Raw genomic sequence first — 25845 nt, 5'->3', positions numbered from 1 at the left:
CGCCCCGGCGCCTGCCCGAGCGTCAGCCCAGGATCCCCGAACCCGCCGGTAACCTCTACCGCCACGACAAGCGCACCAGGGCAACACGCGGGGACCACCGAGAGTGCGGCGCCCGCTCCTGAGGCTCGTCTACGCTGGCCGCAGGCGCGGGGCCGACGGTTTCCGTGCCCTCATCGGTACCGCGCGGCACTCCGCGACCAGGCGGCGGCAGGGATGGCCCATGAACACGCGTTGGCCCCGTTCGCTCTCCTGTGTCATCGTGGCCGCCCTGTCCTCGGCCTTCCTCATCGGCTGCGGGAAGGACGAGCACGGCCGTAACTGTCCCGGCCACGCGGGCAAGGACCTCTCCGGCCGCACCGTCGACGGCTCCGACCTGTGGCAGAAGAAGATGCGCTGCATCAGGCTCGAAGGCTCCACACTGACCGGGTCCGTGTCCGAGGCGAACCTGCGCCACGGCAACCTCTACAAGGCGCGGCTGACGGGGGCGTCGCTGGAGAACGTCGACCTGCGCGACGCCGACCTCCGCCGGGCCGACCTCAGCTCCGCCACCCTCTCCGAGGTCGACCTGCGCGGCGCCGACCTCAGCGGCGCGGCGCTCGGCAGGAGTCTCCTCACGGACGTGAGCTTCGACGGCGCACACCTGGGCGACGCGAATCTGCGGTCCGCGTCGCTCACCCACGTCGGCCTCGCCGACGCGGATCTGCGCGGTGCCGACCTGGCCGGGGCCACGCTGTCCGACTCGGATCTCCGCGGCGCGCGCGTGCGGAAGGCCGATGTCACACAGGCGAGCTGGGAAAACGTCGTCTGCCCGGACGGCTCCCGGTCGACCCCCGGAGGTTCCTGCCTGGACCATCTCACCCGGGCGGCCGGGCCCTCGGGGCACCGCGGACACGCCGGGACCACGCCCGGGTGATGGCCGGGAACACCCGCCTACCGGGTGGCGTAGGCCGCCCACGGCCCGAGGGTGAACTCACCGTCCTTCCTTTGGACTTCCACCGCGCCCGCGCCACCGAAGTGTGCCGGAACGACCAGCTCGCGTGTCTCCGCCGCCCGTTCGAGGATCCGCCGACGGCTGGCCACCGCCTGCCCCGGGTCGAGGCAGAAGCAGCTGTTGCAGGAGGGGCGCAGGATCTGCACCGGGCTGTGCAGCAGATCGCCGACGAACACCGCCCGGTCACCCCCTGATGCGAGCCGCAGCACCGAGGATCCGGGGGTGTGGCCGGGTGCGGACTCCAGGGTGAGGTGTTCGTCGATGCGGTGGGTGCCGTCCCACAGCACAGCCTGTCCTGACCGGTGGACCGGTGCGACGCTGTCCTCGTAGACCAGCCGGTCGTCCTCCCGCAGGCCGCCGCCGTACGCGTTGTCCGGCCCGAAGTGGAAGTCGTCCGCGGCCGGGATGAGGTAGCGGGCATGGGGAAAGGTCGGCACCCACTCCCCCTCGACGCCGACGGTGTTCCAGCCGACGTGGTCGGCGTGGACGTGGGTGTTGACGACGACGTCAACGGCCTCCGGGCGGACACCGGCCCGCGCCAGCCTCCCGAGGAAATCGCCCTCCCGGCGGTGGAACTGCGGCAGGCCGGGCCGCTCGCGCCCGTTGCCCACTCCGGTGTCGACCAGGACGGTCCGCCCGGCGCTGCGCAGCACCCAGGTCTGGAGCGCGGCCACCGCCATGTCGTGCTCGGGGTTCCAGTGGTCCGGCGCCAGCCAGTCCTCGTTCTCCTTCCACACCTCGGCCCCGGCCTCCGGAACGATGCCGGGGGCTGGCGCGAAGGGCCCGCCCCACTCGACGATCCGGATGACCTCGACATCTCCCAGCACGATGTACTGCACGTTTTCGCTGCTCATGTTCTCGACCTTAAGGAAGGCCGGGTGAGCCTCTCAATGCGTGAAGCAGTCTTCTGAATACGCATCCGTCTCACCCTCGAAACGATGAGAGCTATCCTGACCGGGTGGATGTGGTGAGCGATGCGATCGCGGCCGTGCGCGTCGGACGGCCGTCCTCCAACCGGGTGCGGGTGGGCGGAAGCTGGTGCACACGGCTCGCCCCGTATGACGGCGCGGGCTTCCATGTCGTACTGGAGGGCAGTTGCTGGCTGCTGCCCGACGGCGGCGCCCCGGTCTCGCTCGGCACGGGGGACGCGGTGCTGCTGCCGCACGGCACCGGGCATGTGCTCGCCGACGCCCCGGCCGACGCGGCTACCGTGCGGCGGGCGGTGCCGTTCGAGCCCTGGCTCGACGGGACGCGGCCACGCCAGACCGGGCCGGCCACCGGCGCGGCGGAGTTGCTCTGCGGCAAGTACCGGCTGGACCGCGCCTGCGTCCATCCGCTCATGACGGAGTTGCCGACGGTCGTCCACCTGCCGAACCGCGTGGGCGGCCACCCCGAACTCCGCGCCGCCATCGATCTGTTAGGCCGTGAGCTGGACGCGCAACGGCCCGGGTCACACGTCGCGGTCCCCAGCCTGCTCGACCTCTTGCTGGTCTACATGGTCCGCTCCTGGGTGGCCGAGGACACCACCGGGGTCTGGCCTGCCGTGCTGAACGACCCGGTGACGACCCTCGCCCTGCGGGCGATGCACTCGGATCCGGCCGCCGCGTGGACCAACGACCGCCTGGCCGCCGAGGCGGGCGTCTCCCGTCCCACCCTGGCCCGCCGGTTCACCGCGCTGGTCGGCCGCCCTCCGATGGCGTATCTCACCTGGTGGCGCCTCACCCTGGCGGCCACTCTGCTCCGCGACACCACGGATCCGCTGGCCACCATCGCCCACCGGATCGGCTACGGCACCCCGTACGCCTTCTCCCACGCCTTCAAAAGGGAGTTCGGAGCCACCCCCGGGCAGTACCGGACCGAAGCCGCCGGGCGGCGGGGGCGTTGACGCTCCAGCAAGCGCTTGCTAATTTGAACTCCATGTGATGGCCGTCACGTGATAAGAGCCGCCCTATCCTGCCCTTCTGAGGGTGGGAAGCCATCAGTAATCGCTCTCATGTGCTGCGTGCCGCCCCCACGGCAGCCCTCACAGCAGGAGGTCTCAGCGCCATGAAGCACACCCGGATTACCCGGATTTCCCCTGCCCCGCGGCAGAAGCCCCCCACGGCCGCGCGCGCCCACCGCGCACGCGGCACCCTCGCCGCCGCCGCGGCGGTGGTCGCCTCGGCGGGTCTGCTCGCGGTCCAACCCACCGTCTCGCAGGCCGCGTCGATCAAGGCCGACGCCTTGTACGTGTCGCCGAACGGCAGCGCGAGCGCCCCCGGGACGGAGTCCTCCCCGACGACTCTCGCCTCGGCGATCACCCGCATCACCGCCGGTGGCACCATCTATATGCGCGGGGGGACCTACAACCTCTCGCAGACCGTCACCATCGCACCCGGCAACAACGGCACCTCCAGCGCCCCCAAGCAGCTGTCCGCCTACCCGGGCGAGAAGCCGGTGTTGAACTTCTCGGCCATGAGCGAGGACCCGGCCAACCGCGGGCTCGCCGTCAACGGGTCGTACTGGCGCATCAGCAACCTCACCGTCGAGCGGGCCGGTGACAACGGCATCTTCGTCGGGGGCAGCAACAACGTCATCGAGCGGGCGGTGACGCGCTTCAACCGCGACACGGGGCTCCAGATATCGCGAATCGCCTCCAGCACCCCGCGTGAACAGTGGCCGGCGAACAACCTCGTGGTGAGCTCGGAGTCGCATGACAACGCCGACTCCGACGGCGAGGACGCCGACGGCTTCGCCGCGAAGCTCACGGTCGGCGCCGGAAACGTCTTCCGCTACGACGTGTCCCACAACAACATCGACGACGGCTGGGACCTGTACACCAAGGATGACACCGGCGCCATCGGCCCGGTGACCATCGAGGACTCCCTCGCCCTGAACAACGGCACCCTCTCGGACGGCTCACAGGCGTCGAGCGGTGACCGCAACGGCTACAAGCTCGGCGGCTCGGACATCGCCGTCGACCACGTCGTCCGCCGCAGCATCGCCTACCGCAACGGCAAGCACGGGTTCACATACAACAGCAACCCCGGTCATATGTCGGTGTCGGGCAACGTCAGCGTCGACAACGCCGAGCGCAACTTCTCCTTCGACGGGGGCACCTCGGTGTTCCGCGACAATGTGTCCTGCCGCAGTAGCAGCAGCGGGACGAAGGACCGCACCATCGGCGACGCCGATGGATCGAACCAGTTCTGGTCCGGCACGAACGGATCCCGCTGCTCGTCGTACGGCGGCGCGCTGAAGTGGTCCTTCGCCTCGGACGGCCGCCTCACCGTGAGCTTCGGCGGCTAGCCGGCGGCCACCGCGCCGAGCCCGGGCGACACCGCCGGCCCGGGGAGATGTGGTCCCGCACCACGGACGGCTTCTCCCCGGGCCGGCGGCAGCACGACGAGTACCCCACGGCGCCCGCGAACGCGTTCACCACGCTCTCCAGAGGCCAGTCCATCGGCCCCTGGAAGGTCACGCGCGGGGCCGTGGACCTGATCGGCGCCGGATTCTGGCAAGCGGCCGAGGGGAACCAGTCCGTCGATCTCAACGCCACCGAGCCGGGCACGGTCGCACAGACCTTCCGGACAACGGCCGGCCAGAGGTACACCGTGACGTACTCGCTGGCCGCCAACCCGGCGGGTGGTCCGGCGGTGAAGACCGGAAGCGTCCTGATCGACGGGCAGAACTTCCAGGACTTCTCGTTCAACTCAACGGGCAAGAGCTTCGCGAACATGGGCTATGTCACCCGCGAGGTCACGTTCGTCGCCAACGGCACCACCACGACGCTCGGATTCACCAGCACGGTGGCGGGCTCCTACGGCCCCGTCATCGACGACGTACAGGTCGAGCCCTGCTGCCAGTGTGGTTGCTCGAAGTAACAGCCGCCAGGGCGTTGCCCGGTGACCCGCGGCCGGGTTCACCGGGCCCCGAGCCGCTCTCCGCAAGATGGCCGGTACGTCCACTGGGGGAAGTACTGGCGCCACTCGGCACGGGTGATGGCGGGGTGGACGGTGTCACAGATCCGGGAGGCGACACGATCACGCCCGGCCGCGACAACACGGTCAGCTCGCTGAGGGCGACCCCCGGGCGCGTCTGCCCCATCTGATGCGGGCTGAGTCAGCCCGCATCAGGCCGGGCGGTGCAGATAGGCGCCGACGGGCTCGCCGACGACCTCACCCGCCCGCAGGATGTGATGGCCTCTCAGGAAGGTGTCGGTGACCCGGGCGGTCAGCTCGAACCCCTCGAACGGGGTGTACTCCTGCGTCGACTCCGACTCCGCGGCGCGCACGGTCCACGTGCGGCCCGGGTCGACCAGGGCGATGTCGGCGTCGAAGCCGGGTGCGATGGCGCCCTTGCTGGGCAGCCCGTAGCGCTGGGCCGGGTTCCAGGAGGTCAGCGCGGCGATCCGACCCAGCGGCAGGCCGCGCTTCGTCCCTTCGGTGATCAGGCCGGGGAGAAGGTACTCGGTGCCGCCGAATCCGGACCTGACAACGAAGACGTCGTCCTCGGGCTCGCCGAACTTCAGCTCCTCGCGGCAGCACGCGTGGTCGCTGACGACCCAGTCGACGGTGCCGTCGAGCACGTACTCCCACAGCGCCTCCACGTCCTCGCGCGGCCTCAGCGGCGGGTTGACCTTGCCGCCGAGGCCGTGCGCGGTGGTGATGTCGGCAAGCAGATGCCCGATGGTGACCTCGCGGCGGAAGTCGATGTGCGGGAACGCACGGCCCATCCGGACAGCCGCGTCGACCGCCTTGCGGGACGACAGATGCAGCAGGTTGACGGTCGGCAGCCCGGTCTCGTGCGCCAGATAGGAGGCGATGGAGACGGCGAGCCCCTCGGAGTGCGGTGGCCGGGAGGCGCTGTAGGCGGCGAGCCCGGTCAGCTCGCCCGCCTCCTCGACCAGTTCGGTGTACGCGGTCATGATCTCGGCGGTCTCGCAGTGCAGGGACAGCGAGATCCGATCGGCGAGGTCGGGGAACCGCTCGCGTGCGGCCTGCACCCCGCGCATGACGAACTCGAAGTGCGCGTAGTCGTAGCGCTCGTCCTCACCGATCATCAGGAACGCGCTCTGGTTTGCCGACCTGCCGTGCAGACCATGGCTGCCGTAGAACATGAAGACCTTGAACGAGACAACGCCGAACCGCTCGATCAGGTCGGGGATCTCGTCGATGTGGCCGCGCGATATCGGTGCGAGGTGGAAGCCGTAGTCGACATGGGCGCGGCCGGAGGCGGCGTCCAGCACCTCGGGGAAGAAGTCGGCGTAGTCGCCGCCCTTGTTGAGGTAGTACCGCCCGGTCCGCATATAGGTCAGGGCGGTGGTGACCCCGCCCTGCGCGCACGCGCGGCTCTCGGTGGCCGCGTCCTCGGCCAGCGGGTGGTAGATCCCCCAGTGCTGATGGGCGTCGACGACGCCGGGGAACGCCAGCTTGCCTCCGGCGTCGATCACCCGGGCGGCGCCTGCCACGGCGATGCCGGGGGCCACGGCGGCGATCCGCCCGCGGCTGACGGCGATGTCCGCGGGCCGGGGGTGGTCATGGTCGTGGGTGACGACGCGGGCGTCCCGCACCACCAGGTCGTACTCGGTCACCGCGGCCTCCTGTCGACTCACGCTCATACCCCGATCACCCGGTTCTCCTCCGACCAGAAGACGAGTCGCTTCTGCGCGAAGCGGATGATGAAGTGGGCGATCAGCCCCAGCACGGAGAGCACCACCAGCACGGCGAACATCCCCGCGATGTCGAAGTTGTAGTTGGTCTGGAGCAGCAGATATCCCAGGCCCTCCTTCGCCCCGATGAACTCGCCGACCACCGCCCCGAGGATCGAGAAGACGATCCCGATGTCGAGACCGGCGAAGATGAAGGGGAGCGCGCTCGGCAGCCGCACCATCCTGAAGACCGCGAACCTGCCGGCGCCGAAGGCCGTGAGCATCTCGATCCGGTCGGCATCGGCCGAGCGCAGCCCCTCGATCACATTGACCAGCACCGGGAAGAACGAGATCACCGCCGCCATGACGACCTTGCTGGTCATGCCGAAGCCGAACCACACCACGAACAGCGGCGCGAGGGCCACCTTGGGGACCGTCTGGAAGGCGACGACGTACGGCATGAAGGTGCGCTCGATCAGCCGTACCTGCGAGATCGCGGTGCCCAGCACCAGCGCCGCGCCCACGCCGAGGAGAAAGCCGTAGAGCGACTCCAGCACCGTGATCTTCAGATGTCTCCAGAACAGCGGGTCGGAGAGCTGCGTCCGCAGGGCGTCGAGGATCTGGGTGGGGCGCGGCAGTACATAGTCGTCGACCCCGAAGGCGGGGACCGCGAACTCCCATGCCAGCATCACGATCACGAAGACGGCGGGGACGAGCAGCAGCTCGGGGCGCTCTCTGAGATCCACGCTGAAACCGCCGCGTGCGGTCTTGGTCTTGTCCTTGGACCTCATCCGTCGATCACTCCGATGGCGTTGAAGTGCTTGCGGATCCGCTCGGCATAGACCCCGACCCGGTCCGAGGCCATGACGCTCAGCGCGCGCGGTCGTTCCAGCTCGATGTCGACGATCTCGGCGATACGCCCGGGGCGGGGGCTGAGCACCACCACCCGGTCGGAGAGGAAGACCGCCTCGGGAATGGAGTGGGTGACGAACACGATGGTCTGGCCGCTCTCCCGCCAGATCCGCAGCAGCTCGACGTTCATGTACTCGCGGGTCATGGCGTCGAGGGCGCCGAAGGGCTCGTCCATGAGCAGCACGGCCGGATCGTGCACCAGGGCCCGGCAGATGCCGGCGCGCTGCTGCATCCCACCGCTCAGCTCATGGGGGTACTTGCCCTCGAAGCCGTCGAGTCCGACCATCGCGAGCAGCTTCCCGGCCCGCTCCCGGTACACCCGGGCGTCGAGCTTCCGCACCTCCACGGGCACCATCACGTTCTCCAGAACGGTGCGCCACGGCAGAAGGGTGGCCGCCTGGAAGACCATGCCCACCTCGGGCAGCGGCCCCGCCACCTCGCGGCCCGCGACCCGCACCGCCCCCTCGCTCCCGGGAATCAGCCCGGCGAGGATCTTCAGCATGGTGGTCTTGCCGCACCCCGAGGGGCCGACGACCGAGATGAACTCACCGCGCCGGACGGTGAAGCCGATGCCCGAGAGCGCATGGGTCGGCTCCGATCTTCGCGGGCGGTAGATCTTGTGCAGTCCTTCGACTTCGATCCAGCGGGCTTCGTCCACGTCGGGCGCGGGATACGCGTTCCGGGCATCCCGGCGACGGCGGCGGCCCGGAGTCCTCATGGCCATGATGGTCTCTTCACCCTCCTGTTGCCGGCGCTCCGGTCGCTACTCGGCCGCCTTCGCCTTCTCGATCACGGCCGCGGAGTCGAAGTCGTTCGCGCCCTTCAGCAGGCTGTCGTCCCACAGCTCCGTGAGCTTGGCGTCCTGGGTGATCTGGCCGGATGTCCTGGTGTAGGCGACCGTCTTGGTCCACTCCTCTTCGCTGATCGCGCCCCAGTCCTCGAAGCTCTCGGGCTCACCGGTGGCAGGCACGGCTGTCTTGATCCACGCGTTGAGGGTCTTGGTGTCGTCGGCGACGCGGTCGTCGGCCTTCTTGCCGGTCAGCAGCCGTGGAAAGACCTGGTAGCCGTCGCGCATGGCGGCCTCGGGGTTGACGGCGGAGAAGAGCAGCGCCTTGTACGCGGCGCGCAGATAGCGCGTCAGCACGTCCCGCTTCTCCTTCAAGGTCTTCTCGGTCACCGCGAAGGTCAGGGAGCGGATGCCCTCGAAGGCGTCGGAGTTGTCCAGGTAGCGGAACTCCGCACCGGTGTTCTCGATCGTGGTGTACGCCTGGGTGTACAGCGCGAGCGCGTCGACCCTGCCGTCCTCCAGCGCGGCCAGGGCCTGCGCGCCCACCCCCGCCGGCAGCAACTCGATGTCCTCGGCCGCGTCAAGCCCGGCGTCGTTGGCGTACGCGCGGGCGTAGATGGCCGAGCCGGAGGCGAGGCTGATGACACCGATCTTCTTGCCCTTGAGATCGGCGGGGGTTCTGATGTCGCTGTCCGGCCGGACCGCCATGCGCCACGGCCAGTTCCGCACCAGGCCGCCGATGGCCTTGACCGGAACTCCCTTCTCCCGTGCGGCGAGGATGGCTCCCGCGTCAGCCGCCGTGATGTCGGCGCTGCCCGAGGCCACGGCCTGGACGGCGGCCACCGAGCCATTGGTGTTGATCACGTCGACCTTCAGCTTCTCCTCGGATAAGTAGCCCTCGGCATCGCCCACCGCGTGGGTGGCGACCTCCTCCTTGGGCGCGAGTACGGCCGAGGCGACGGCGAGGTCGAGCGTGGCCCGGTCGCCCTTGGCGGACGAGGAGGACCCGCCTCCGCAGGCGGAGAGCACCGCGAGGGCGGCGAGGGCGGCGGCGCTGACGCCGAGTCTCAGGGAGCGCTTCATGTTCGGCACCTCTATCCATCCGGTGGAACAACAAGGAGGCAGCGGTCGGCCCGGCGGGGTCGGGGGGCAGACCTCCAGGATGTCGGAGGCGAGCAGGTCGCGGAAGAACGACGCAGCGCGCGCTCCGCCCGGCTGGGCGGAGCGCGCGCTGGAAAGCGTTCGGGCCGGCCGGCGTGTGCCGACCGACCCGAACGTCAGGGCCTGAACCCCATGATCAGACCAGGTCGAACCGGTCGAGGTCCATCACCTTGCTCCACGCAGCGGCGAAGTCGCGCACGAACTTCTCCTTCGCGTCATCGCTCGCGTAGACCTCCGCGACCGCGCGCAGCTCGGAGTTCGAGCCGAAGACAAGGTCGGCGCGGGTGCCGGTCCACTTGACGGCGCCGGAGTCGTCGCGGCCCTCGAACTCGTCCTGCGCCTCCGACGTCGACTTCCACGTCGTGCCCAGGTCGAGCAGGTTGACGAAGTAGTCGTTGGTGAGCGTGCCGGGCTTGTCGGTGAGGACACCGTGCTTCGACTGGGCGTGGTTGGCGCCCAGGACGCGCAGGCCGCCGACGAGGACCGTGGTCTCGGGCGCGCTGAGGGTCAGCAGGTTCGCCCTGTCGAGCAGCAGGTACTCGGCCGGGAGGCGGTTGCCCTTGCCGACGTAGTTGCGGAACCCGTCGTAGGTCGGCTCGAGCGCGGCGAACGACTCGACGTCCGTCTGCTCCTGCACGGCGTCCACACGGCCCGGGGTGAAGGACACCTCGACGTCCACGCCGCCGTCCTTGGCCGCCTTCTCGACGGCCGCGGTGCCCGCGAGCACGATCAGGTCGGCCAGCGAGACCTGCTTGCCGCCGGCGGCGTTGAAGGCCTCCTGGACACCCTCCAGCGTGCGCAGCACCTGCGCCAGCTCGTCCGGGTTGTTGACCTCCCAGCCGCGCTGCGGCTCCAGGCGGATACGGGCGCCGTTGGCGCCGCCGCGCTTGTCGCTGCCGCGGAAGGAGGAGGCGGAGGCCCAGGCGGTCGAGACCAGCTGGGAGACCGTGAGGCCGGAGCCGAGGACCTGCTCCTTGAGGGAGGCGATGTCCGCGGCGTCGATCAGCTCGCCCGTGCGCTCCGGCAGCGGGTCCTGCCACACCAGCACCTCGGACGGGACCTCCGGGCCGAGGTAGCGCACGATCGGGCCCATGTCACGGTGCGTGAGCTTGTACCAGGCGCGGGCGAAGGCGTCGGCGAATTCCTCCGGGTTCTCGTAGAACCGGCGGGAGATCGGCCCGTAGATCGGGTCGACCTTGAGGGAGAGGTCGGTGGTGAGCATCGTCGGACGCTGCTTCTTCGACGGGTCGAAGGCGTTCGGGACGATCTCGGGAGCGTCCTTCGCCACCCACTGGTTGGCGCCGGCCGGGCTCTTGGTGAGCTCGTAGTCGTACTCGAAGAGGTTCTTGAAGAACCCGTTGCTCCACTGGGTCGGGGTGCTGGTCCAGGTGACCTCGAGGCCGGACGTGATCGCGTCCTTGCCCACGCCCGTGCCGTAGGTGCTCTTCCAGCCGAGGCCCTGCTGCTCGATCGGGGCGCCCTCAGGGTCGGCGCCGACGTTGTCCGCCGGGCCGGCGCCGTGGGTCTTGCCGAAGGTGTGACCACCGGCGATCAGGGCGACGGTCTCCTCGTCGTTCATCGCCATGCGGCGGAACGTCTCACGGATGTCGCGGGCCGCGGCGATCGGGTCCGGGTTGCCGTTGGGGCCCTCCGGGTTGACGTAGATGAGACCCATCTGGACCGCGCCGAGCGGGTTCTCCAGCTCGCGGTCGCCGCTGTAGCGCTGGTCGTCGAGCCACACGGACTCGGGGCCCCAGTAGACGTCCTCCTCGGACTCCCACACGTCCTCGCGGCCACCGGCGAAGCCGAAGGTCTTGAAGCCCATGGTCTCCAGGGCGACGTTGCCGGTGAGGATCATGAGGTCGGCCCAGGAGATGCTCTGGCCGTACTTCTTCTTGACCGGCCACAGCAGACGGCGGGCCTTGTCGAGGTTGCCGTTGTCCGGCCAGCTGTTGAGCGGCGCGAAGCGCTGCTGACCGGCGCCGGCGCCACCGCGGCCGTCGCTGATCCGGTAGGTGCCGGCGCTGTGCCAGGCCATCCGGATCATCAGCGGGCCGTAGTTGCCGAAGTCGGCGGGCCACCAGTCCTGCGAGCTGGTCAGCACCTCGGCGATGTCACGCTTCACGGCCGCGAGGTCCAGGGCGTTGAACGCCTCGGCGTAGTCGAACTCCTCGCCGAGCGGGTTGGCCACGGCGGGGTTCTTGGCGAGGATCTTCAGGTTGAGCCGCTCCGGCCACCACTGGCGGTTTCCGCCGCCCTGGGTCGGGTGCGGGGCGCGCCCGTGTGCGACCGGGCAGCCGCCCCCACCCTCGGCCTGCGCGTCTACGGCGTTTGCTTCATGGTTCTCGGACATCGGAATCCTTCCGGACTGGGCCCATCTCGGTGTTCAGGAACTGCGGGCGGTGGAACAGCCGGGGCGCGGGCCCCGGTGGCAGACCTCGGACACCGCGCTGACCGGCGCCGGGCAACTGCTCGGCGGTGGTCCCGTCACGTGGCTGTCTCCTGCCGTTTTGGAGTCTTCCTGTCCCTTGGCTGTCGCCAGAACCGATCCTACGATGGACAGAGTCCAAGTCAAGAAGAACGCCAATCCCATATCCGATCGGATTTCGGACATCCGCTGGTAAACTCCGGGTGTCCTACCGAACCCGAATAGGTGAGCCGATATGAGTGACCTGCTGGAGCGACTGCGCGGGCGTGGCTGGCGGCTGACTTCCCAGCGGCGCGTAGTAGCGGAGGTCCTCGACGGCGACCATGTGCATCTCACGGCGGACGAGGTGCACGCCCGCGCGGCCCGGCGGCTGCCCGAGATCTCCCGGGCGACCGTCTACAACACCCTGGGCGAGCTGGTCACCCTCGGTGAGGTCATAGAGGTCTCCACCGACGGCCGCGCCAAGCGCTACGACCCCAACGCACACCGCCCGCACCAGCACCTGGTGTGCTCCGGCTGCGGCACCATCCGCGACGTCCACCCGATCGGCAACCCGCTCGCCGACCTCCCCGCGGAGGAGCGGTTCGGCTTCACGGTGTCCGAGGCCGAGGTCACGTACCACGGGCTGTGCCCGTCCTGCGCCTAGCCACCCTCCGGCGCCCGGTTTCCCTCGGGGCGGCATCCGCCCCTCCCGCGGCAGTGTGGGCCGCGTCGCATCTCTTTACCGGGCTGTCATGTCCCTGTAGCTTGCGATGAAAGAGCTTGCAGCAACTTGCCGGTTCTGGATTCAGCGCACTCCCCCACCCGCTCCCCCCACTGGGAGACGCCATGAGACCCACGTCAACGGCACCCTTGCGCGACAGACGACCAGCTCCGCTGCGGCGCACGCTCGCCACGGCCCTCGCGGCGGCGGGGGTGCTCGGGCTGGTCGCGGGCCCGCCGGAGTCCCGCCCCACCCCGGTCGGGACCGCCGCCGCCACCTCGAACACGACGACCGTCTTCTCCTACACGAAGACCAAGAACTGGTCCGCCACCTATCTGCACTACGCCCCCGACGGCGGCGCCTGGACCACCGCCCCCGGCTTACCGATGGAGGCGGCCTGCACGGACTGGGTGAAGAAGACCGTCGACCTCGGCTCGGCCACCGGGCTGCGGGCCACCTTCAACAACGGCAGCGGCACCTGGGACAACAACGGCGGCCAGAACTACGCCCTCGGCACCGGAAACATCACCGTCAAGGACGGGGTGATCGCCCACAGCGACCCCTGCGCGGACACCGGTGACGGCACCGGGGACGGCTCCGGCAACAAGGCGACCGTCTACTACTCGACGGCCACCACCGGATGGACCACCGCCAACATCCACTACGCGCCCGCCGGGGGCTCCTGGACCACCGCCCCGGGCGTCGGCATGGAGCCCGCCTGCACCGGCTGGTGGAAGAAGACGCTGGACATCGGCACAGCCGCCTCGCTCAAGGCCGCGTTCAACAACGGCAACGGCGTCTGGGACAACAACAACAGCTCCGACTACACCATCCCCACGGGCACCACGACGGTGAAGGACCGAACGGTCACCGCCGACGCCGAGGACCCGTGCGCGGCGCAGGCCCCGGACACCCAGGCCCCGACGGCGCCCACCGGGATCACGGCCAGTGCCACCCACACCTCCGTGGTCGTGAGCTGGGCAGCGGCCACCGACGACACGGGGGTCGCGAAGTATCAGGTCACGCGCACCGGCGGCACCAGGGGCACGGTCGTCACGGACGTCACCTCGACGGTCTTCTCCGACACCGGCCTCGAGGAGAAGACCACGTACGCCTACACCGTCAGGGCCGTCGACGCGGCCGGCAACACCTCCCCCGCCTCCGCGGCGGCCACCGCGACCACCGGGGAGAAGGCGCCGGAACCGGCCGCCGGCACCCCGCTGGGCACCGACCCCCGCAAGGACCCCGTCTACTTCGTCCTCACCGCCCGCTTCTTCGACGGCGACGGCTCCAACAACCGCGGCGGCAGCCAGCATGTGAAGTCCGGCAACGCGGCCAACGACGACCCCATGTTCCGCGGGGACTTCAAGGGCCTGATCGGCAAACTCGACTACATCAAGGCGCTCGGCTTCTCGGCGGTCTGGGTCACCCCCGTGGTCCTCAACCGCTCGGACTACGACTACCACGGCTACCACGGCTACGACTTCTACCGAGTCGACCCGCGCCTGGAGTCGGACGGCGCCTCCTACCAGGATCTGATCAACGCCGCCCACGCCAAGGGCATGAAGATCTACCAGGACGTCGTGTACAACCACAGCTCCCGCTGGGGTGCCAAGGGCCTGTTCACCCCGACCGTGTACGGCGTCCGGGACGCCCAGTGGAGCTGGTACTACGACGAGAAGAACGACGGCTTCGCGTACGACGGCCTGACCGTCGAGCCCAAGTCCGGGAAGTCGTACTACAACGGCGACCTGTGGTCCACGGCCGAACCGGCCGGGAACACCTGCCTCAACTGGTCCAAGCCGACCGGCGGCAAGAGCCCCGAAGGCTACACCCTCTACAACTGCCAGTGGCCCGGCCCCACCTCGGGGATGTTCCCGAAGCAGTACTACCACCAGTGCTGGATCGGCAACTGGGAGGGCGAGGACTCCCGCTCCTGCTGGCTGCACGAGGACCTCGCCGACTTCGACACCGAGTCGACCCCTGTGCAGAACTACCTGATCGGCGCCTACGACAAGTACATCGACATGGGCGTCGACGGGTTCCGCGTCGACACGGCCGTCCACATCCCGCGCGTCACCTGGAACCGCCGCTTCCTGCCCGCCATCCAGGAACGGGTCACGAGGAAGTTCGGCGCCGAGGCGGCGCGCAACTTCTTTGTCTTCGGCGAGGTCGCGGCCTTCGTCAACGACAAGTGGAACCGCGGGTCCGTCAACCACTCGGCGCAGTTCTACACGTGGAAGGAGCGCAAGGAGTACAGCGCCGACGACGAGAAGGCGGCCATCGAGCAGTACGACCACGAGGAGCAGCTCGGCACGGGCAACCAGCCGACCTCCGCCAACGCCTTCCTGGACGGCAACACCTACCACACGCCGGACCACAGCCGGTTCTCCGGCATGAACATCATCGATATGCGCATGCACATGAACTTCGGTGACGCGCAGAACGCGTACAACAACGGCAAGGACTCCGACGACAGCGTCAACGACGCCACCTACAACGTCGTCTACGTCGACAGCCATGACTACGGCCCGAACAAGTCGAGCAACCGCTACAGCGGCGGCACCGACGCCTGGGCCGAGAACATGGCGCTGATGTGGACCTTCCGCGGCATACCGACGCTGTACTACGGCTCGGAGATCGAGTTCCAGAAGGGCAAACAGATCGACTGCGGCCCGACCTGCCCGCTGGCCTCCACCGGACGCGCGTACTACGGCGACCATCTGGCCGGATCCGTCACGGCCTCGGACTTCGGCAAGGCCGACTCCGCGACCGGCCAGGTCGCCACCACTCTCGCCCAGCCCCTGGTCGAGCACGTCCAGCGGCTCAACCGGATCCGCCGGGCCGTCCCGGCCCTCCAGATGGGCCAGTACTCCACCGACGGCATCACCGGCCCGATGGCGTTCAAACGCCGCTACACCAGCGGCGGCACCGACAGCTTCGCGCTCGTCACCGTCACCGGCGGGGCCACCTTCACCGGCATTCCGAACGGGACGTACACCGACGCCGTCACGGGAGACGTGAAGACCGTCGCCGGCGGCTCGCTGTCCGTCGCGGCCCCCGGCAAGGGCAACCTCCGGGTGTACGTACTGAACGGCCCCGGCAAGATCGGCGGTGACGGCCCCTATCTCAAGTGACACCGACCGCGCCCGCCGAGGTCCGGACCATGTCGTACGCGCCACCCCAGCAGCGCCGCGCACGCGGCCGCACAACCGGCGGCCGTGACCAGCAGCGCGGTGTCGGCGGCGGCCCCGGCACCGACACCGGCGAGGGCAACGCCCAGGCCGGCGGCGACGGTGATGACGGTCTTGGTGACACCTGAGGCCTCGCCGGCCCGTTCCGGGCGGATGACTCCTTGGGTGGCGACGAGGGTGAGGGCGTTGCCGAACCCGAGGGCGGCACCGCAGCAGGTGGCGACGGTCAGATAGACGGCGAAGGAGGGAGCGAGGGCGAGCCCGGACAGGCCGAGCGCGCCCGCGCCGAGGCAGGCGGCCATCGCGGGCGCGGCGTCCCGGGTGGCGACGCGTCCCGCGAGGGGACCGCCGACCGCCATGGCGAGGGCCGCCGGGAGAAAGGCCACGCCCGCAGCCATGGCGGAGCAGCCCCATCGGTCCTGAAGGGACTGCGGGACGACGAAGAGGAACATCACGGCGGCGGTGTTGGCCACGGCGCCCGTGAGGGTCAGGGCGACGTAGAGGCCGTTGCGGAACAGGGCGAACCCGACCAGGGGATGCGGCGCACGGCGCTCGGCGTGGACGAACGCGCCGAGCAGCGCCGCGCACAGCAGGACGAGGAAGGCCATCTCGCCCCGTGGCGCGCCGCGTTGGGCGCAATCGAGGAGCACGGCGAGCGCGGCGAGCGCGCCGGTGACGGTGAGCAGGCCGCGCCAGTCCAGGTGTCGCCGGGGTCCGCCGGTGTCACTGCTCTCGGCGGCGCGCGAGGCCCACACGGCGCCGAGCGCGGCGAGGGGGACGTTCAGCCAGAAGACGGCGCGCCAGGAGAGGGTTTCGGTGAGCGTGCCCCCGACGAAGGGGCCGCAGGCGGTGGCGGCGCCCCCGATGCCGAGGGCGAGGCCGGTGGCCCGGCCACGCAGGTGTTCGGGATAGACGTTGGTGAGCAGGGCCAGCCCCACCGGCATGATCACGGCAGAGCCGGCGCCTTGGACGGCGCGTGCGGCGACCAGCATCGGCAGGCTCGTGGCCAGCGCGCACCCCACGGAGGCGGCGCCGAAGAGGGACAGACCCAGCACGAGCGGTCCGCGGCGGCCGAACAGGTCGCCCAGACGGCCGGCGCCGAGCATGAGCGTGCCGGTGGACAGCAGATAGCCGCTCACCGCCCATTGCGCTCCGTCCCCGGGTGCGCCGAGGTCGGCGCCGATTCGGGGAAGGGCGAAGTTGAGGGCGAAGGCGTCCAGTTGGACACAGAACACCCCCACGGACATCGCGAGCAGCACCCAGGTACGGGGGTGCGGTGGTGTGGCCATGCGCGCGTCTCCTGATCGCAGGTGTGTGACAGGGCGTGCGATGGGGGGAAGGGGGCAGCGGAGTACACGGGAGACCGCGAGAGTGGCCGGTGCTGCCGGGACGGACGCCTGGTGAGGGCGTCGCGAAGGCGGGGGCCGATACGGCCCGCACCGCCTGACTGCTCGACACCGCCGCTCGTTCACCAGGGGCGGGAGCACCTCCACCATAGCGGCATGCGGAGGGTCGTTCCTCCGCTCCGAGGGGGTGATGCGTAGGGTATGAACCACCCAACGGCCTGGCTGGACACGGTCGTGGGAGGAAGGCTGTCATGCCCAAACGTCTCGTCGTGTGCTGCGACGGTACATGGAACACCCCCGATCAGACCGAGGACAGGCGCCCCTGCCCGACCAATGTCACCAAACTCGCCCTGACCGTGGCCTCCGAGGACTCGGGCGGGAACCGGCAGTGCGTCTACTACCACCGTGGTGTGGGCACCAGCCGGAAGGACCGGCTGCGCGGGGGCGCCTTCGGGATTGGGCTGTCGCGCAATGTGTTCGACGCCTACCGCTTTCTCATCGACAACTACGAACCCGGTGACCACCTCTACTTCTTCGGGTTCAGCAGGGGCGCGTTCACCGCGCGCAGCATCGTCGGCATGGTCCGCAACTGCGGCATCCTGCGCCGGGAGAACGCCGACCGGATCGCCGAGGCGTGGTCCCTGTACCGCAGTTCGGCCGACAAGCCGACCGGCGTGGCGGCCAGCCTGTTCCGCCGGGCGTACTCGCACGACCCGCGGATACGCTTCATCGGCGTGTGGGACACCGTCGGTGCCCTCGGTGTCCCGGCTCTCGGGCCCCGCTGGCTGAGGCCCGTGGTGCGGCGGCTGAACCACCGCTGGGAGTTTCACGACACCAAGCTCAGCACCCGGGTGGACGGCGCGTTCCACGCCCTGGCCATCGACGAGCGGCGGGCGGCGTTCGAGCCGACGCTGTGGCATCAGCAGCCCGGAGTCCAGGGGCAGGAGCTGAAGCAGGTGTGGTTCAGCGGGGTGCACTGCGATGTCGGCGGCGGATACACCGACACCTCCCTGTCGGACATCGCGTTGCTGTGGATGGTCGAGCGGGCCCGGGAATACGGCCTGGAGTTCCGGCCCGGGGCCTTCAGCCCTGAAGGCCCCATCCGGATAACCCCCGGCGAGAGCGTCGAATTCAGGGTCGCACCCGATCCGATGGCTTCTCCGCACCCCTCCCGGACGGGGCTTTACCGATTGGTCAAGCCCTTCAACCGGCCCATCGGCGAGGCCACGGACAAGGACGGCCGCGCCGACGGCTTCGAGTATCTGGCCACAACCGCGAAGGAGCACTACGACGGGGACCCCGGCTACCGGCCGCCGTCGCTCGTCACCTACCTGGAACACCCGGAGAGCGTGCGCCTCGAGCCGGTGCCCCGGGGGGCAACGCCCGGGGACGACGCCCCGCCGACGTAACGTCCGATCACGAGGCCGCGGCCGGGAGGACCGTCCGCGGGCGCACCGGGAAGCCGGCGGCCCGGTAGCAGTCGTCGATGAGCCGCATGGTGGTGAGCGCGTCCCCCGCGTCGAGGGCGAGGGGCGCGCCGTGGCGCAGGTGGGCGGCGAGGGCTTCGAGCTGGTAGGTGTACGAGGACCGGCGGCCGAGCTCCTCGGTGCGCTCGCCCGAGGCCGTTCGCACCACGACCCGGTCGTCCAGGTGCGGCTGGACGAAGTTCACCGCGGTGGCCTCGCCGCGGGTGCCGACGATCCGGCAGCTCATCTGCCACTGGTGATACGCCATGTGGCAGTTGGCGGCGCCGGTGGCGCCGTTCGGGAACTCCAGGTCGGCGTGGAGCCATTCGTCGACCCCGGGGGCCAAGGCCCGCGCTCCGCCGCGCGCGGCGACCAGGCGCGGAGCGCCACCGGCCCAGGGAGCGAGCATGCGCTGGGCGTGCAGGCTGTAGCACCCCAGATCCATCAGCGCGCCACCCGCAAGGGCCAGCGACCACCGTACGTCGTCGTCCGGCGGGGCGGGCATCGCGACCATGGTCTCGACGTGCCGGAGGTCGCCCAGCTCACCGCTGTCCAGCAGCTCGTGCAGCCGCCGGGTGACCGGGTGGAACAGATAGTGGAAGCCCTCCATGAAGGCGCTGCCCGCCTTCGCGGCCGCCGCGTGCACCTCGGCCGCCTCCTCGGCGTTGCTCGCGGACGGCTTCTCGGTCAGCACATGCTTGCCGGCCTGGAGCGCGGCCAGGTTCCAGGGCCCGTGCGCGCCGTTGGCCAGCGGGTTGTACACGACCTCCAGTTCCGGGTCGGTGACGAGATCGGCGTACGAGCCGACCACACGCTCGACGCCGTGGGCGGCGGCGAACGCCTCGGCCCGGTCCCGGTCACGGGCGGCCACCGCGACGAGGCGGTGGCCGGCCGCGCGGGCGGGACCCACGATCGACAGCTCGGCGATCCGGGACGCGCCCAGGACACCGATGCGCAGGGGTCCGTCCGTCATGCCGTGCGCACCTCCGTCAGCCGCACGGGCCGCCTCTCGCGCAGCGACAGGGTGCACGCCTCGGCGATCCAGCTCGCCTCGAGGGCGTCCGCCACCGTGCACGGCGAGGGGCGGGTGCCCGCCACGACCTCGGTGAACGCGGTGAGTTCGGCGCGGTAGGCGTCGGCGAAGCGGTCCATGAAGAAGTCGTGCGGCGGCCCGGCCGGGAAGGTGGCGCCGGGTTCGACGGAGCGCAGTGGCAGCCGGTCCTCCAGGCCGACCGCGATGCTGTCCTTCATGCCGTGCAGCTCCAGGCGCACGTCGTAACCGCGCGCGTTGTGGCGTGAGTTGGAGACGACGGCGATGGTGCCGTCGTCGAGGGTGAGCAGGGCCGAGGCCGTGTCGACGTCGCCCGCCTCACGGATGTGGTCCGCGCCCCGGTTGCCGCCGGTCGCGTACACCTCGGTGACCTCGCGGCCCGTCACCCACCGCACGATGTCGAAGTCGTGCACGGCGCAGTCGCGGAAGATGCCGCCGGAGGTGGCCACATATCCGGCCGGCGGGGGCGCGGGGTCGAGGGTGGTGGACCGTACGGTGTGCAGCGGCCCGAGTTCACCGCTGATCACAGCCTCGCGGGCGGCGGCGCATCCCGCGTCGAAGCGACGGTTGTAGCCGATATGCACCTGAACACCGCCGCCGCCGGCCTCGACGGCACGCAGCACCTCCAGGCTCTCCTCGACGCCGCGGGCCACGGGCTTCTCGCAGAACACGGGGACGCCCGCCTTGACGGCGGCGAGGATCAGCTCCGGGTGGGCGTCGGTGGCGGCCGCGATGACCACACCGTCCACACCGGCGGAGAACACGGCCTCCGGGGAGTCCACGGCGGTGGCCGCGAACCGCTCCGCGGCGGTGGCCGCGGCCGTGGCCACCGGGTCGGTGACCACGAGGGAGTCCACCGCGTCGAGCCCGAAGAGGGTTTCCGCGTGGAAGGCGCCGATCCGGCCCAGTCCCATGATGCCTATACGCATGAGTTTCTCGTTCCTTCAGCCCGAGGGGCGGCTCAGTCGAGTCCGCCGATGACGATCTGGTCCCAGTCGATGACCGAGCCGGTCACCACGCCGCTGCGGTCGGAGAGCAGGAAGACGACGAAGTCGGCGATCTCGTCGACCTGGCCGAGCTTGCCCATCGGCTGCGCCTCGGCGGCCCTCTCGCGCCAGTCGTCTCCCGCGCCGTGGAAGGCGCGCTGCGTGGCGTCCTCGCCCTCGGTGTCGGTCCAGCCGATGTTGAGGCCGTTGATCCGGACGCGGTCGTGGCGGTGGGCGTGCGCGGCGTTGCGGGTCAGGCCGACGAGCCCGGCCTTGGCGGCGACATACGGGGCCAGATAGGGCTGTCCGCCGTGTGCCGAGGTGGTGATGATGTTGACCACCGTGCCGGGCGCCTTGCGGGCGACCATGTCGGCGACGGCGGCCTGCATGGCGAAGAACGGCGCCCGCAGATTGATCGCGACATGGGCGTCGAACAGCTCCGGCGTGGTGTCGAGCAGCGAGCCCCGCGACGTCAGCCCGGCCGCGTTGACCAGGCAGTCGAGGCGCCCGTGCGCGGCCATGGTCCGTGTGACGCTGTCGCGCGCCTGCGCCGGGTCCGCGAGGTCCGCGCGGAGGAAGTGCGCGCCCGTCTCCGCCGCGAGCTTGTCGCCGACCTCGGCCCGGCGCCCGGTGAAGGCGACCGTCGCGCCCTCTCGTACGGCGGCCCGTACGATGCCCGCGCCGACGCCCTGGCTGCCGCCGTTGACGAGGACGACCTTGTCATCGAGCAGTCCCATGAGTGCTGTGTCTCCTTCAGCCCTGACGCCGCTCGGCGCCCGCTCGCAGTTCCTCGCGCAGCCGCTCCGAGGTCCAGCCCTCGCTGACGGCCCGCCACACGGTGTCCGCCTGGGAGGGCGGAGCGAGACCGTCGACCGGCGGGTCGAGGTCCAGCTGGGTGGGGAAGGGGTAGCCCTCGGCGGTGGCCGCGACCACGCGGCGCAGCCAGTCCTCGGAGGCGCCCTCGGCCTTGCGGCGCAGCAGCACCGGGAAGACCGCGCCCGCCATCGCCTCGCGGTCGACCGTCTCCATGGCGCGGCCGAACGCGGAGGAGACCTGGAGCAGATTGGCCATGCGCTTGATGTCGGCGGTGCGGTTGTGCCCGGCGGCGTGGAAGAGCGCGGGGTTGAAGAAGGCGGCGTCCCCCTTCTCCAGCGGGAGCTGAATGTAGTGGGACTCGAAGTACTCGACGAACCGCGGGAGGCGCCAGGCGAGATAGCCGGGCTCGTACTTCTGGGAGTGCGGCAGGTACATCGTCGGGCCGGACTCGACGGGCATGTCGCAGTGGGCCACCGCACCCTGGAGGGTCAGCACGCGCGACAGGCGGTGGACGTGCGCCGGGTAGGCCGCGGCCCGCTCCTGGGTGAGAAAGCCCAGGTGGTAGTCGCGGTGCACGCTCTGCGCGGCTCCGCCCGGGTTGACCACGTTGACCTGGGAGGTCACCTGGTAGGCGGGGCCGAGCCAGGCCTCGGAGATCAGCGCCAGCATGTCGTTGGCGTAGTAGTCGGCGAACGCCTCCGGGGCGCGCACCGCCACCTTGTCCAGGGCGTTCCAGACCCGGTCGTTGGCGCCCGGCTTGGCGAAGTGGTCACCGCGGGCCCCGCCGGTGGCGCGCTCCTCCTCGATCAGCGCGTTGAACGCCTCGGACGCCCGGTCCACGACGGCCACGTCGGGGAACGCGCCCTTGAGGACCACGATGCCGGGGCCGTCCAGCAGGGCCCGGACCAGTTCCGCCTGAACGGCCCGGCGCCCGTCCGGGGTGTCCGCGAGGGCGCGCAGCCGGGCGCTGTCGTAGAGCGGTACGTTCCGGTCGACTGCCTCGGCCGAGGGGTGGTCGCCCGGATCGGTGCGCTGCTCCACGAGCGACCGGAAGGCGTGGAAGTCACAGTCTTCCTCGGTGAGCCACATCCGTGATCCCTCAAGCGTGGGGGACATCCCGGGTCCTTTCGCCGTCCTTGCCTTTCTGCCAGTCTTGTGAATCCGAACCCATCATTCAATCCTCAGCAGTACATCAAAAAACCATCATCATCCATCGGGAACAGCCATGGGACACCCCTATCCGATCAGGGAAATCGCCCGCCAGGCCGGGCTGAGCACGGCCACGGTCGACCGCGTTCTCCACGGCCGCGGCGGGGTGCGGGAGAGCACGGTCAGGGAGGTGCACCAGGCGATCAAGGACCTGGACCGGCAGCGGAGCCAGATCCGCATCGGGGGCCGCACCTTCATGATCGACATCGTCATGCAGGCGCCGGAGCGGTTTTCGCGCGCCGTGCGTGACGCGCTCGAGGCGGAGCTGCCCTCCCTGCACCCCGCCGTTGTGCGCTCGCGCTTCCACTTCCGGGAGACGTGCCCCTCCGCCGAGCTGATCGGGACGTTGGACAAGATCGCCAAGCGGGGGACCCAAGGGGTGATCCTCAAGGCCCCGGACGTCCCGGAGATCGCCGCCGCCGTCGGCCGGCTGGTCGCGGCCGGCGTTCCCGTCGTCACCCTGGTGACCGATCTGCCCCACAGTGCCCGCGTGGCGTACGTCGGCATCGACAACCGCGCGGCAGGGGCCACCGCCGCCTACCTCCTCGGCCAGTGGCTAGGCGACCGCCCCGGCAACGTCCTCACCACCATCAGCCGGGGCTCCTTCCGCGGCGAGGAGGAGCGCGAGATGGGCTTCCGAGGCGCCATGCGCCTCACCCAGCCCAAGCGGTCCCTTGTGGAGGTCACCGACAGCGACGGCCTGGACGCCACGCAGCGCGAACTCGCCCTGGAGGCGCTCAAACGCGACGAGGACATCGTCGCGGTCTACTCCATGGGCGGCGGCAACCTCGCCACCCTCGACGCCTTCGGCGCCCTCGGCCGGGAGTGCGCCGTGTTCATCGCCCACGACCTGGACCAGGACAACACCCGGCTGCTGCGCGAGCGCCGGCTGTCCGCGGTCCTCCACCACGACCTGCGCCAGGACCTGCGCCGCGCCTGCCAGACCATCATGCGGGCCCATCAGGCGCTGCCGGACGACGGGCCCGCCCTCCCCTCGGCGATCCAGGTGGTCACGCCGTACAACATGCCGCCCGGGGTGCCGCCGGCGCCGCTCGAAGGCTGAGCGCCGCCCTCCCGGGCCGCGAGCAACTCGGCACGCTCGGTGGCCGATTCGCGCGGCGGAGGAGCTGTCGCATTCCCCGGCCCGCCCCTACAGTGGTGCGGTTGTGTGCCGCGCCCCGCCCCCAGCCGTGCCCCGCCCCAGCCGTGCCCCGGCACCATGTGCCCCACCATCAAAGGATGGCCACATGCAGACGCCCCGTCGTTTCACCCGAAGGACACTGGTGACGGCCGCCGCCGCGGGCCTCGTCACCGCTGCCGCGTCCCCCTCACAGGCATCCGGTGCCCGCGCCCGGTTCCACACAGCGGGCCGGGTCAGGAACACCTCCGACGGATCCGTGGAGTACTCCTGGCCCGGCATCTCCTTCGAGGGCCGCTTCCGCGGTACCGGTGTCGGCATCGTCCTCGACGACGCCGACAACGACTACGACGTCCAGATCGACGGAACGACCGCCACCACGCTCGTGACGCCGGGCCGCACCACCTCCTGGATCGGCGACCTCCCCGACACCGAGCACCGCGTGCGCCTCGTCAAGCGCACCGAAAGCCCGTGGGCCGCGGGCCGGTTCGGCGGGTTTCTCGCCGCGCCCGGGGGCGCGGTCCTGCCCGGACCCCGGCCCCGGAGCAGGCAGATCGAGTTCATCGGTGACTCCTTCACCGCCGGCTACGGCAATGTCTCCGGCACCCGCGACTGTTCGAGCAACGGCGGAGTCAACCGGAACAGCAACGCCGACCTCGCCTTCGGCGCCCTCACCGCCCGCAGCCTGGACGCCGATTACCAGCTGAACGCCTACTCCGGCCTCGGCATGGTCCGCAACTACAACGGCAGCAGCCCCGGCACCGACTTCCGCACGTACTACGACCGGGCCCTGCTGCACGTCGACGGCGACATCTGGCGGAAGCCGGACACCTGGCGGCCGCGGGTCGTCGTGATCGGCCTCGGGATCAACGACTTCTCGACCCCCCTCAACCCGGGCGAGCGCTGGACCACCGAGGACGGCCTGGCCGCCGCCTACGAGGCGGCCTACCACGGCTTCCTCGACAAGCTGCGCGCCCGGTACGGACCCACGCCGTTCATCGTGGTCGGCGCCACCTACCTCGCCAACACCACCGCGTTCGCCCGGACCGCCCTGCGGATCGTCGAGGAACGCAACCGGCGGGGCGACGACCGGGTCCGCTCCTGGTACTACGACGATCCCGCCCTGGATCGCCTCGGCTGCGACTGGCACCCCTCGTCCCACGACCACCGGATCATCTCCGGTCTGCTCGACACCTTCCTCGCCGGCCTTCCGCTGCGCTGGTAGCCGGGCGGAAGACCTGCGTCCGGCTCCAGCGGCGCTCCCGGCCCAGGCCCTCAGCCGCTGGTCCCCTCGGTCATCCCGGCCGGGTCCTGGGGCGCGCCGTCGCCGGTCTTCGGCAGATCGCCGCGCTCGGTGCCACCCTGCCCGCCGCCGTCGCCCGCACCCTCCGGCAGGACCTCGGCCAGCTCCCCGTCATCGGCCTGATGGACGCTTTTCGCGGCCCGGCGGAGGGTGTCGCGGGTGACGCTCTCCCGGTCGGCGCTCAGCCGGATGACCCGTCCGCCGTCCTCGCGCGCATACTCGTGGGCGGACTTCGAAGCGCGGTACCAGCTCTCGCCGTCCCGCTCGCACGTCCGCTTCTCGCCCCCGGCCTGGTCGGGGCCGGACTTCGCGCAGTCGACGGGGGCGTTCCCGGCCTCGTCCACCCGTAGTTCGATCGTCCCGCCGCCGGGCTTGGTGTAGGCGCCCCCGAAGCCGTGGTCGCCGATCACGCCCACGGACTGCGACGCGAGCGTGTAGCCGGGTACGTCGGTCACGTACACCATCTCCGGCTCGGTGCCCAACGCCCGGGCCCGGGACTCCAGTTCGGAGCGGTCCACCGACCCCTCCCCGCACGCCGACAGGGTCACCGCCAGCGGCAGCAGGAGCAGCGGCAGGGTTCTTCGCCAAGGCTTCGTCATGTGCCCATCATCCCGCCTCGCGCGCACGAATATCGAGCCATTGCCGTGCGCGGGCCGCAACGCCCGCGCACGGCTACGGCTTCCTTGTGCGGCGCCCTTCACCACCCGGGCCGGGCCGCCGTCTTC

General features: G+C 70.5%; 21 protein-coding genes. 9 read left to right on the top strand and 12 right to left on the bottom strand.

Going from position 1 to position 25845, the window contains the following annotated elements; translation table 11 throughout:
• Positions 1–220 precede the first annotated feature (220 nt).
• The gene (locus ACZ4WQ_RS09055; RefSeq protein WP_311722262.1) at positions 221–913 is read left to right on the top strand and encodes a pentapeptide repeat-containing protein; all 693 of its coding nucleotides are present in this window, start codon (positions 221–223) and stop codon (positions 911–913) included.
• A gap of 17 nt (positions 914–930) precedes the next feature.
• Here ACZ4WQ_RS09055 and ACZ4WQ_RS09050 read toward each other — a convergent pair whose 3' ends face one another.
• Positions 931–1845 carry an MBL fold metallo-hydrolase gene (locus ACZ4WQ_RS09050; RefSeq protein ID WP_398374348.1) on the bottom strand — a complete coding sequence of 305 codons (915 nt, stop codon included), beginning with the start codon at positions 1843–1845 and terminating at the stop codon, positions 931–933.
• A 104-nt stretch (positions 1846–1949) separates the two neighbouring features.
• Here ACZ4WQ_RS09050 and ACZ4WQ_RS09045 point away from each other — a divergent pair, with 104 nt between their 5' ends.
• The 3 genes from ACZ4WQ_RS09045 to ACZ4WQ_RS09035 all read left to right on the top strand — a co-directional run bounded on the left by ACZ4WQ_RS09045 (position 1950) and on the right by ACZ4WQ_RS09035 (position 4854).
• Complete coding sequence (locus ACZ4WQ_RS09045; protein ID WP_385337608.1) at positions 1950–2876, top strand: AraC family transcriptional regulator; 927 nt, start codon at positions 1950–1952, stop codon at positions 2874–2876.
• A 161-nt stretch (positions 2877–3037) separates the two neighbouring features.
• The gene (locus tag ACZ4WQ_RS09040) at positions 3038–4279 is read left to right on the top strand and encodes a right-handed parallel beta-helix repeat-containing protein (protein ID WP_311722259.1); all 1242 of its coding nucleotides are present in this window, start codon (positions 3038–3040) and stop codon (positions 4277–4279) included.
• Positions 4280–4326: 47 nt separating this feature from the next.
• Positions 4327–4854, top strand: a complete 528-nt coding sequence (locus ACZ4WQ_RS09035; protein ID WP_468022134.1) for a choice-of-anchor C family protein — start codon at positions 4327–4329, stop codon at positions 4852–4854.
• A 248-nt stretch (positions 4855–5102) separates the two neighbouring features.
• On the opposite strand, the gene ACZ4WQ_RS09030 is transcribed toward ACZ4WQ_RS09035, so the two are convergent.
• The 5 genes from ACZ4WQ_RS09030 to katG form a co-directional block, all read right to left on the bottom strand.
• A complete protein-coding gene (locus ACZ4WQ_RS09030; RefSeq protein ID WP_398374446.1) occupies positions 5103–6563 on the bottom strand; it encodes a dihydroorotase family protein in 1461 nt (486 codons plus the stop codon).
• A 23-nt stretch (positions 6564–6586) separates the two neighbouring features.
• Positions 6587–7411 carry an ABC transporter permease gene (locus ACZ4WQ_RS09025; protein WP_311722256.1) on the bottom strand — a complete coding sequence of 275 codons (825 nt, stop codon included), beginning with the start codon at positions 7409–7411 and terminating at the stop codon, positions 6587–6589.
• Entirely contained in the window at positions 7408–8250 is an 843-nt protein-coding gene (locus tag ACZ4WQ_RS09020) for an ABC transporter ATP-binding protein (RefSeq protein WP_385337618.1), read from the bottom strand. Before ACZ4WQ_RS09020 ends, ACZ4WQ_RS09025 begins: the two co-directional genes overlap by 4 nt.
• A 45-nt stretch (positions 8251–8295) precedes the next feature.
• Positions 8296–9402: an ABC transporter substrate-binding protein gene (locus tag ACZ4WQ_RS09015; RefSeq protein WP_385337621.1), complete on the bottom strand. Its 1107-nt coding sequence runs from the start codon at positions 9400–9402 to the stop codon at positions 8296–8298.
• 214 nt (positions 9403–9616) lie between these two features.
• Positions 9617–11833, bottom strand: a complete 2217-nt coding sequence (gene katG, locus ACZ4WQ_RS09010; RefSeq protein ID WP_311722252.1) for a catalase/peroxidase HPI — start codon at positions 11831–11833, stop codon at positions 9617–9619.
• A 310-nt stretch (positions 11834–12143) separates the two neighbouring features.
• Between katG and ACZ4WQ_RS09005 the strand changes: the two genes are divergently transcribed.
• On the top strand, positions 12144–12554 hold the full coding sequence (locus ACZ4WQ_RS09005; protein WP_352127484.1) for a Fur family transcriptional regulator: 411 nt from the start codon (positions 12144–12146) through the stop codon (positions 12552–12554).
• A gap of 182 nt (positions 12555–12736) precedes the next feature.
• On the top strand, positions 12737–15748 hold the full coding sequence (locus ACZ4WQ_RS09000) for a carbohydrate binding domain-containing protein (RefSeq protein WP_398374347.1): 3012 nt from the start codon (positions 12737–12739) through the stop codon (positions 15746–15748).
• On the opposite strand, the gene ACZ4WQ_RS08995 is transcribed toward ACZ4WQ_RS09000, so the two are convergent.
• Positions 15736–17094: an MFS transporter gene (locus ACZ4WQ_RS08995; protein WP_398374345.1), complete on the bottom strand. Its 1359-nt coding sequence runs from the start codon at positions 17092–17094 to the stop codon at positions 15736–15738. The genes ACZ4WQ_RS09000 and ACZ4WQ_RS08995 overlap by 13 nt on opposite strands.
• Before the next feature lie 308 nt (positions 17095–17402).
• Here ACZ4WQ_RS08995 and ACZ4WQ_RS08990 point away from each other — a divergent pair, with 308 nt between their 5' ends.
• Positions 17403–18560, top strand: coding sequence for a DUF2235 domain-containing protein (locus ACZ4WQ_RS08990; protein ID WP_398374344.1), 1158 nt, complete (start codon positions 17403–17405; stop codon positions 18558–18560).
• 7 nt (positions 18561–18567) lie between these two features.
• On the opposite strand, the gene ACZ4WQ_RS08985 is transcribed toward ACZ4WQ_RS08990, so the two are convergent.
• From ACZ4WQ_RS08985 to ACZ4WQ_RS08970, 4 genes are read right to left on the bottom strand one after another with little or no spacing between them, the layout of a single operon-like run.
• On the bottom strand, positions 18568–19590 hold the full coding sequence (locus tag ACZ4WQ_RS08985; RefSeq protein ID WP_385337636.1) for a Gfo/Idh/MocA family protein: 1023 nt from the start codon (positions 19588–19590) through the stop codon (positions 18568–18570).
• Entirely contained in the window at positions 19587–20597 is a 1011-nt protein-coding gene (locus tag ACZ4WQ_RS08980; RefSeq protein WP_311722246.1) for a Gfo/Idh/MocA family protein, read from the bottom strand. The genes ACZ4WQ_RS08985 and ACZ4WQ_RS08980 overlap by 4 nt, the downstream gene beginning before the upstream one ends.
• A gap of 32 nt (positions 20598–20629) precedes the next feature.
• Positions 20630–21391, bottom strand: a complete 762-nt coding sequence (locus ACZ4WQ_RS08975) for an SDR family oxidoreductase (protein ID WP_398374343.1) — start codon at positions 21389–21391, stop codon at positions 20630–20632.
• Between the two features lie 16 nt (positions 21392–21407).
• Positions 21408–22586 (bottom strand): phytanoyl-CoA dioxygenase family protein, encoded by a 1179-nt coding sequence (locus tag ACZ4WQ_RS08970; RefSeq protein ID WP_398374342.1) that lies wholly within the window; start codon positions 22584–22586, stop codon positions 21408–21410.
• A gap of 109 nt (positions 22587–22695) precedes the next feature.
• On the opposite strand from ACZ4WQ_RS08970, the gene ACZ4WQ_RS08965 reads away from it, so the two are divergent.
• Entirely contained in the window at positions 22696–23742 is a 1047-nt protein-coding gene (locus tag ACZ4WQ_RS08965) for a LacI family DNA-binding transcriptional regulator (protein WP_361194065.1), read from the top strand.
• 184 nt (positions 23743–23926) lie between these two features.
• A complete protein-coding gene (locus ACZ4WQ_RS08960) occupies positions 23927–25042 on the top strand; it encodes an SGNH/GDSL hydrolase family protein (protein WP_398374340.1) in 1116 nt (371 codons plus the stop codon).
• A gap of 50 nt (positions 25043–25092) precedes the next feature.
• Here the strand turns inward: ACZ4WQ_RS08960 and ACZ4WQ_RS08955 are convergent, their stop codons facing one another.
• Positions 25093–25719: a hypothetical protein gene (locus tag ACZ4WQ_RS08955; RefSeq protein ID WP_361194060.1), complete on the bottom strand. Its 627-nt coding sequence runs from the start codon at positions 25717–25719 to the stop codon at positions 25093–25095.
• Positions 25720–25845 lie beyond the last annotated feature (126 nt).

The organism is Streptomyces sp. NPDC028305, from assembly GCF_055569495.1.
Note: the sequence above shows the minus strand (reverse complement) of the source record. Positions and strands in the feature narration are given on the sequence as shown.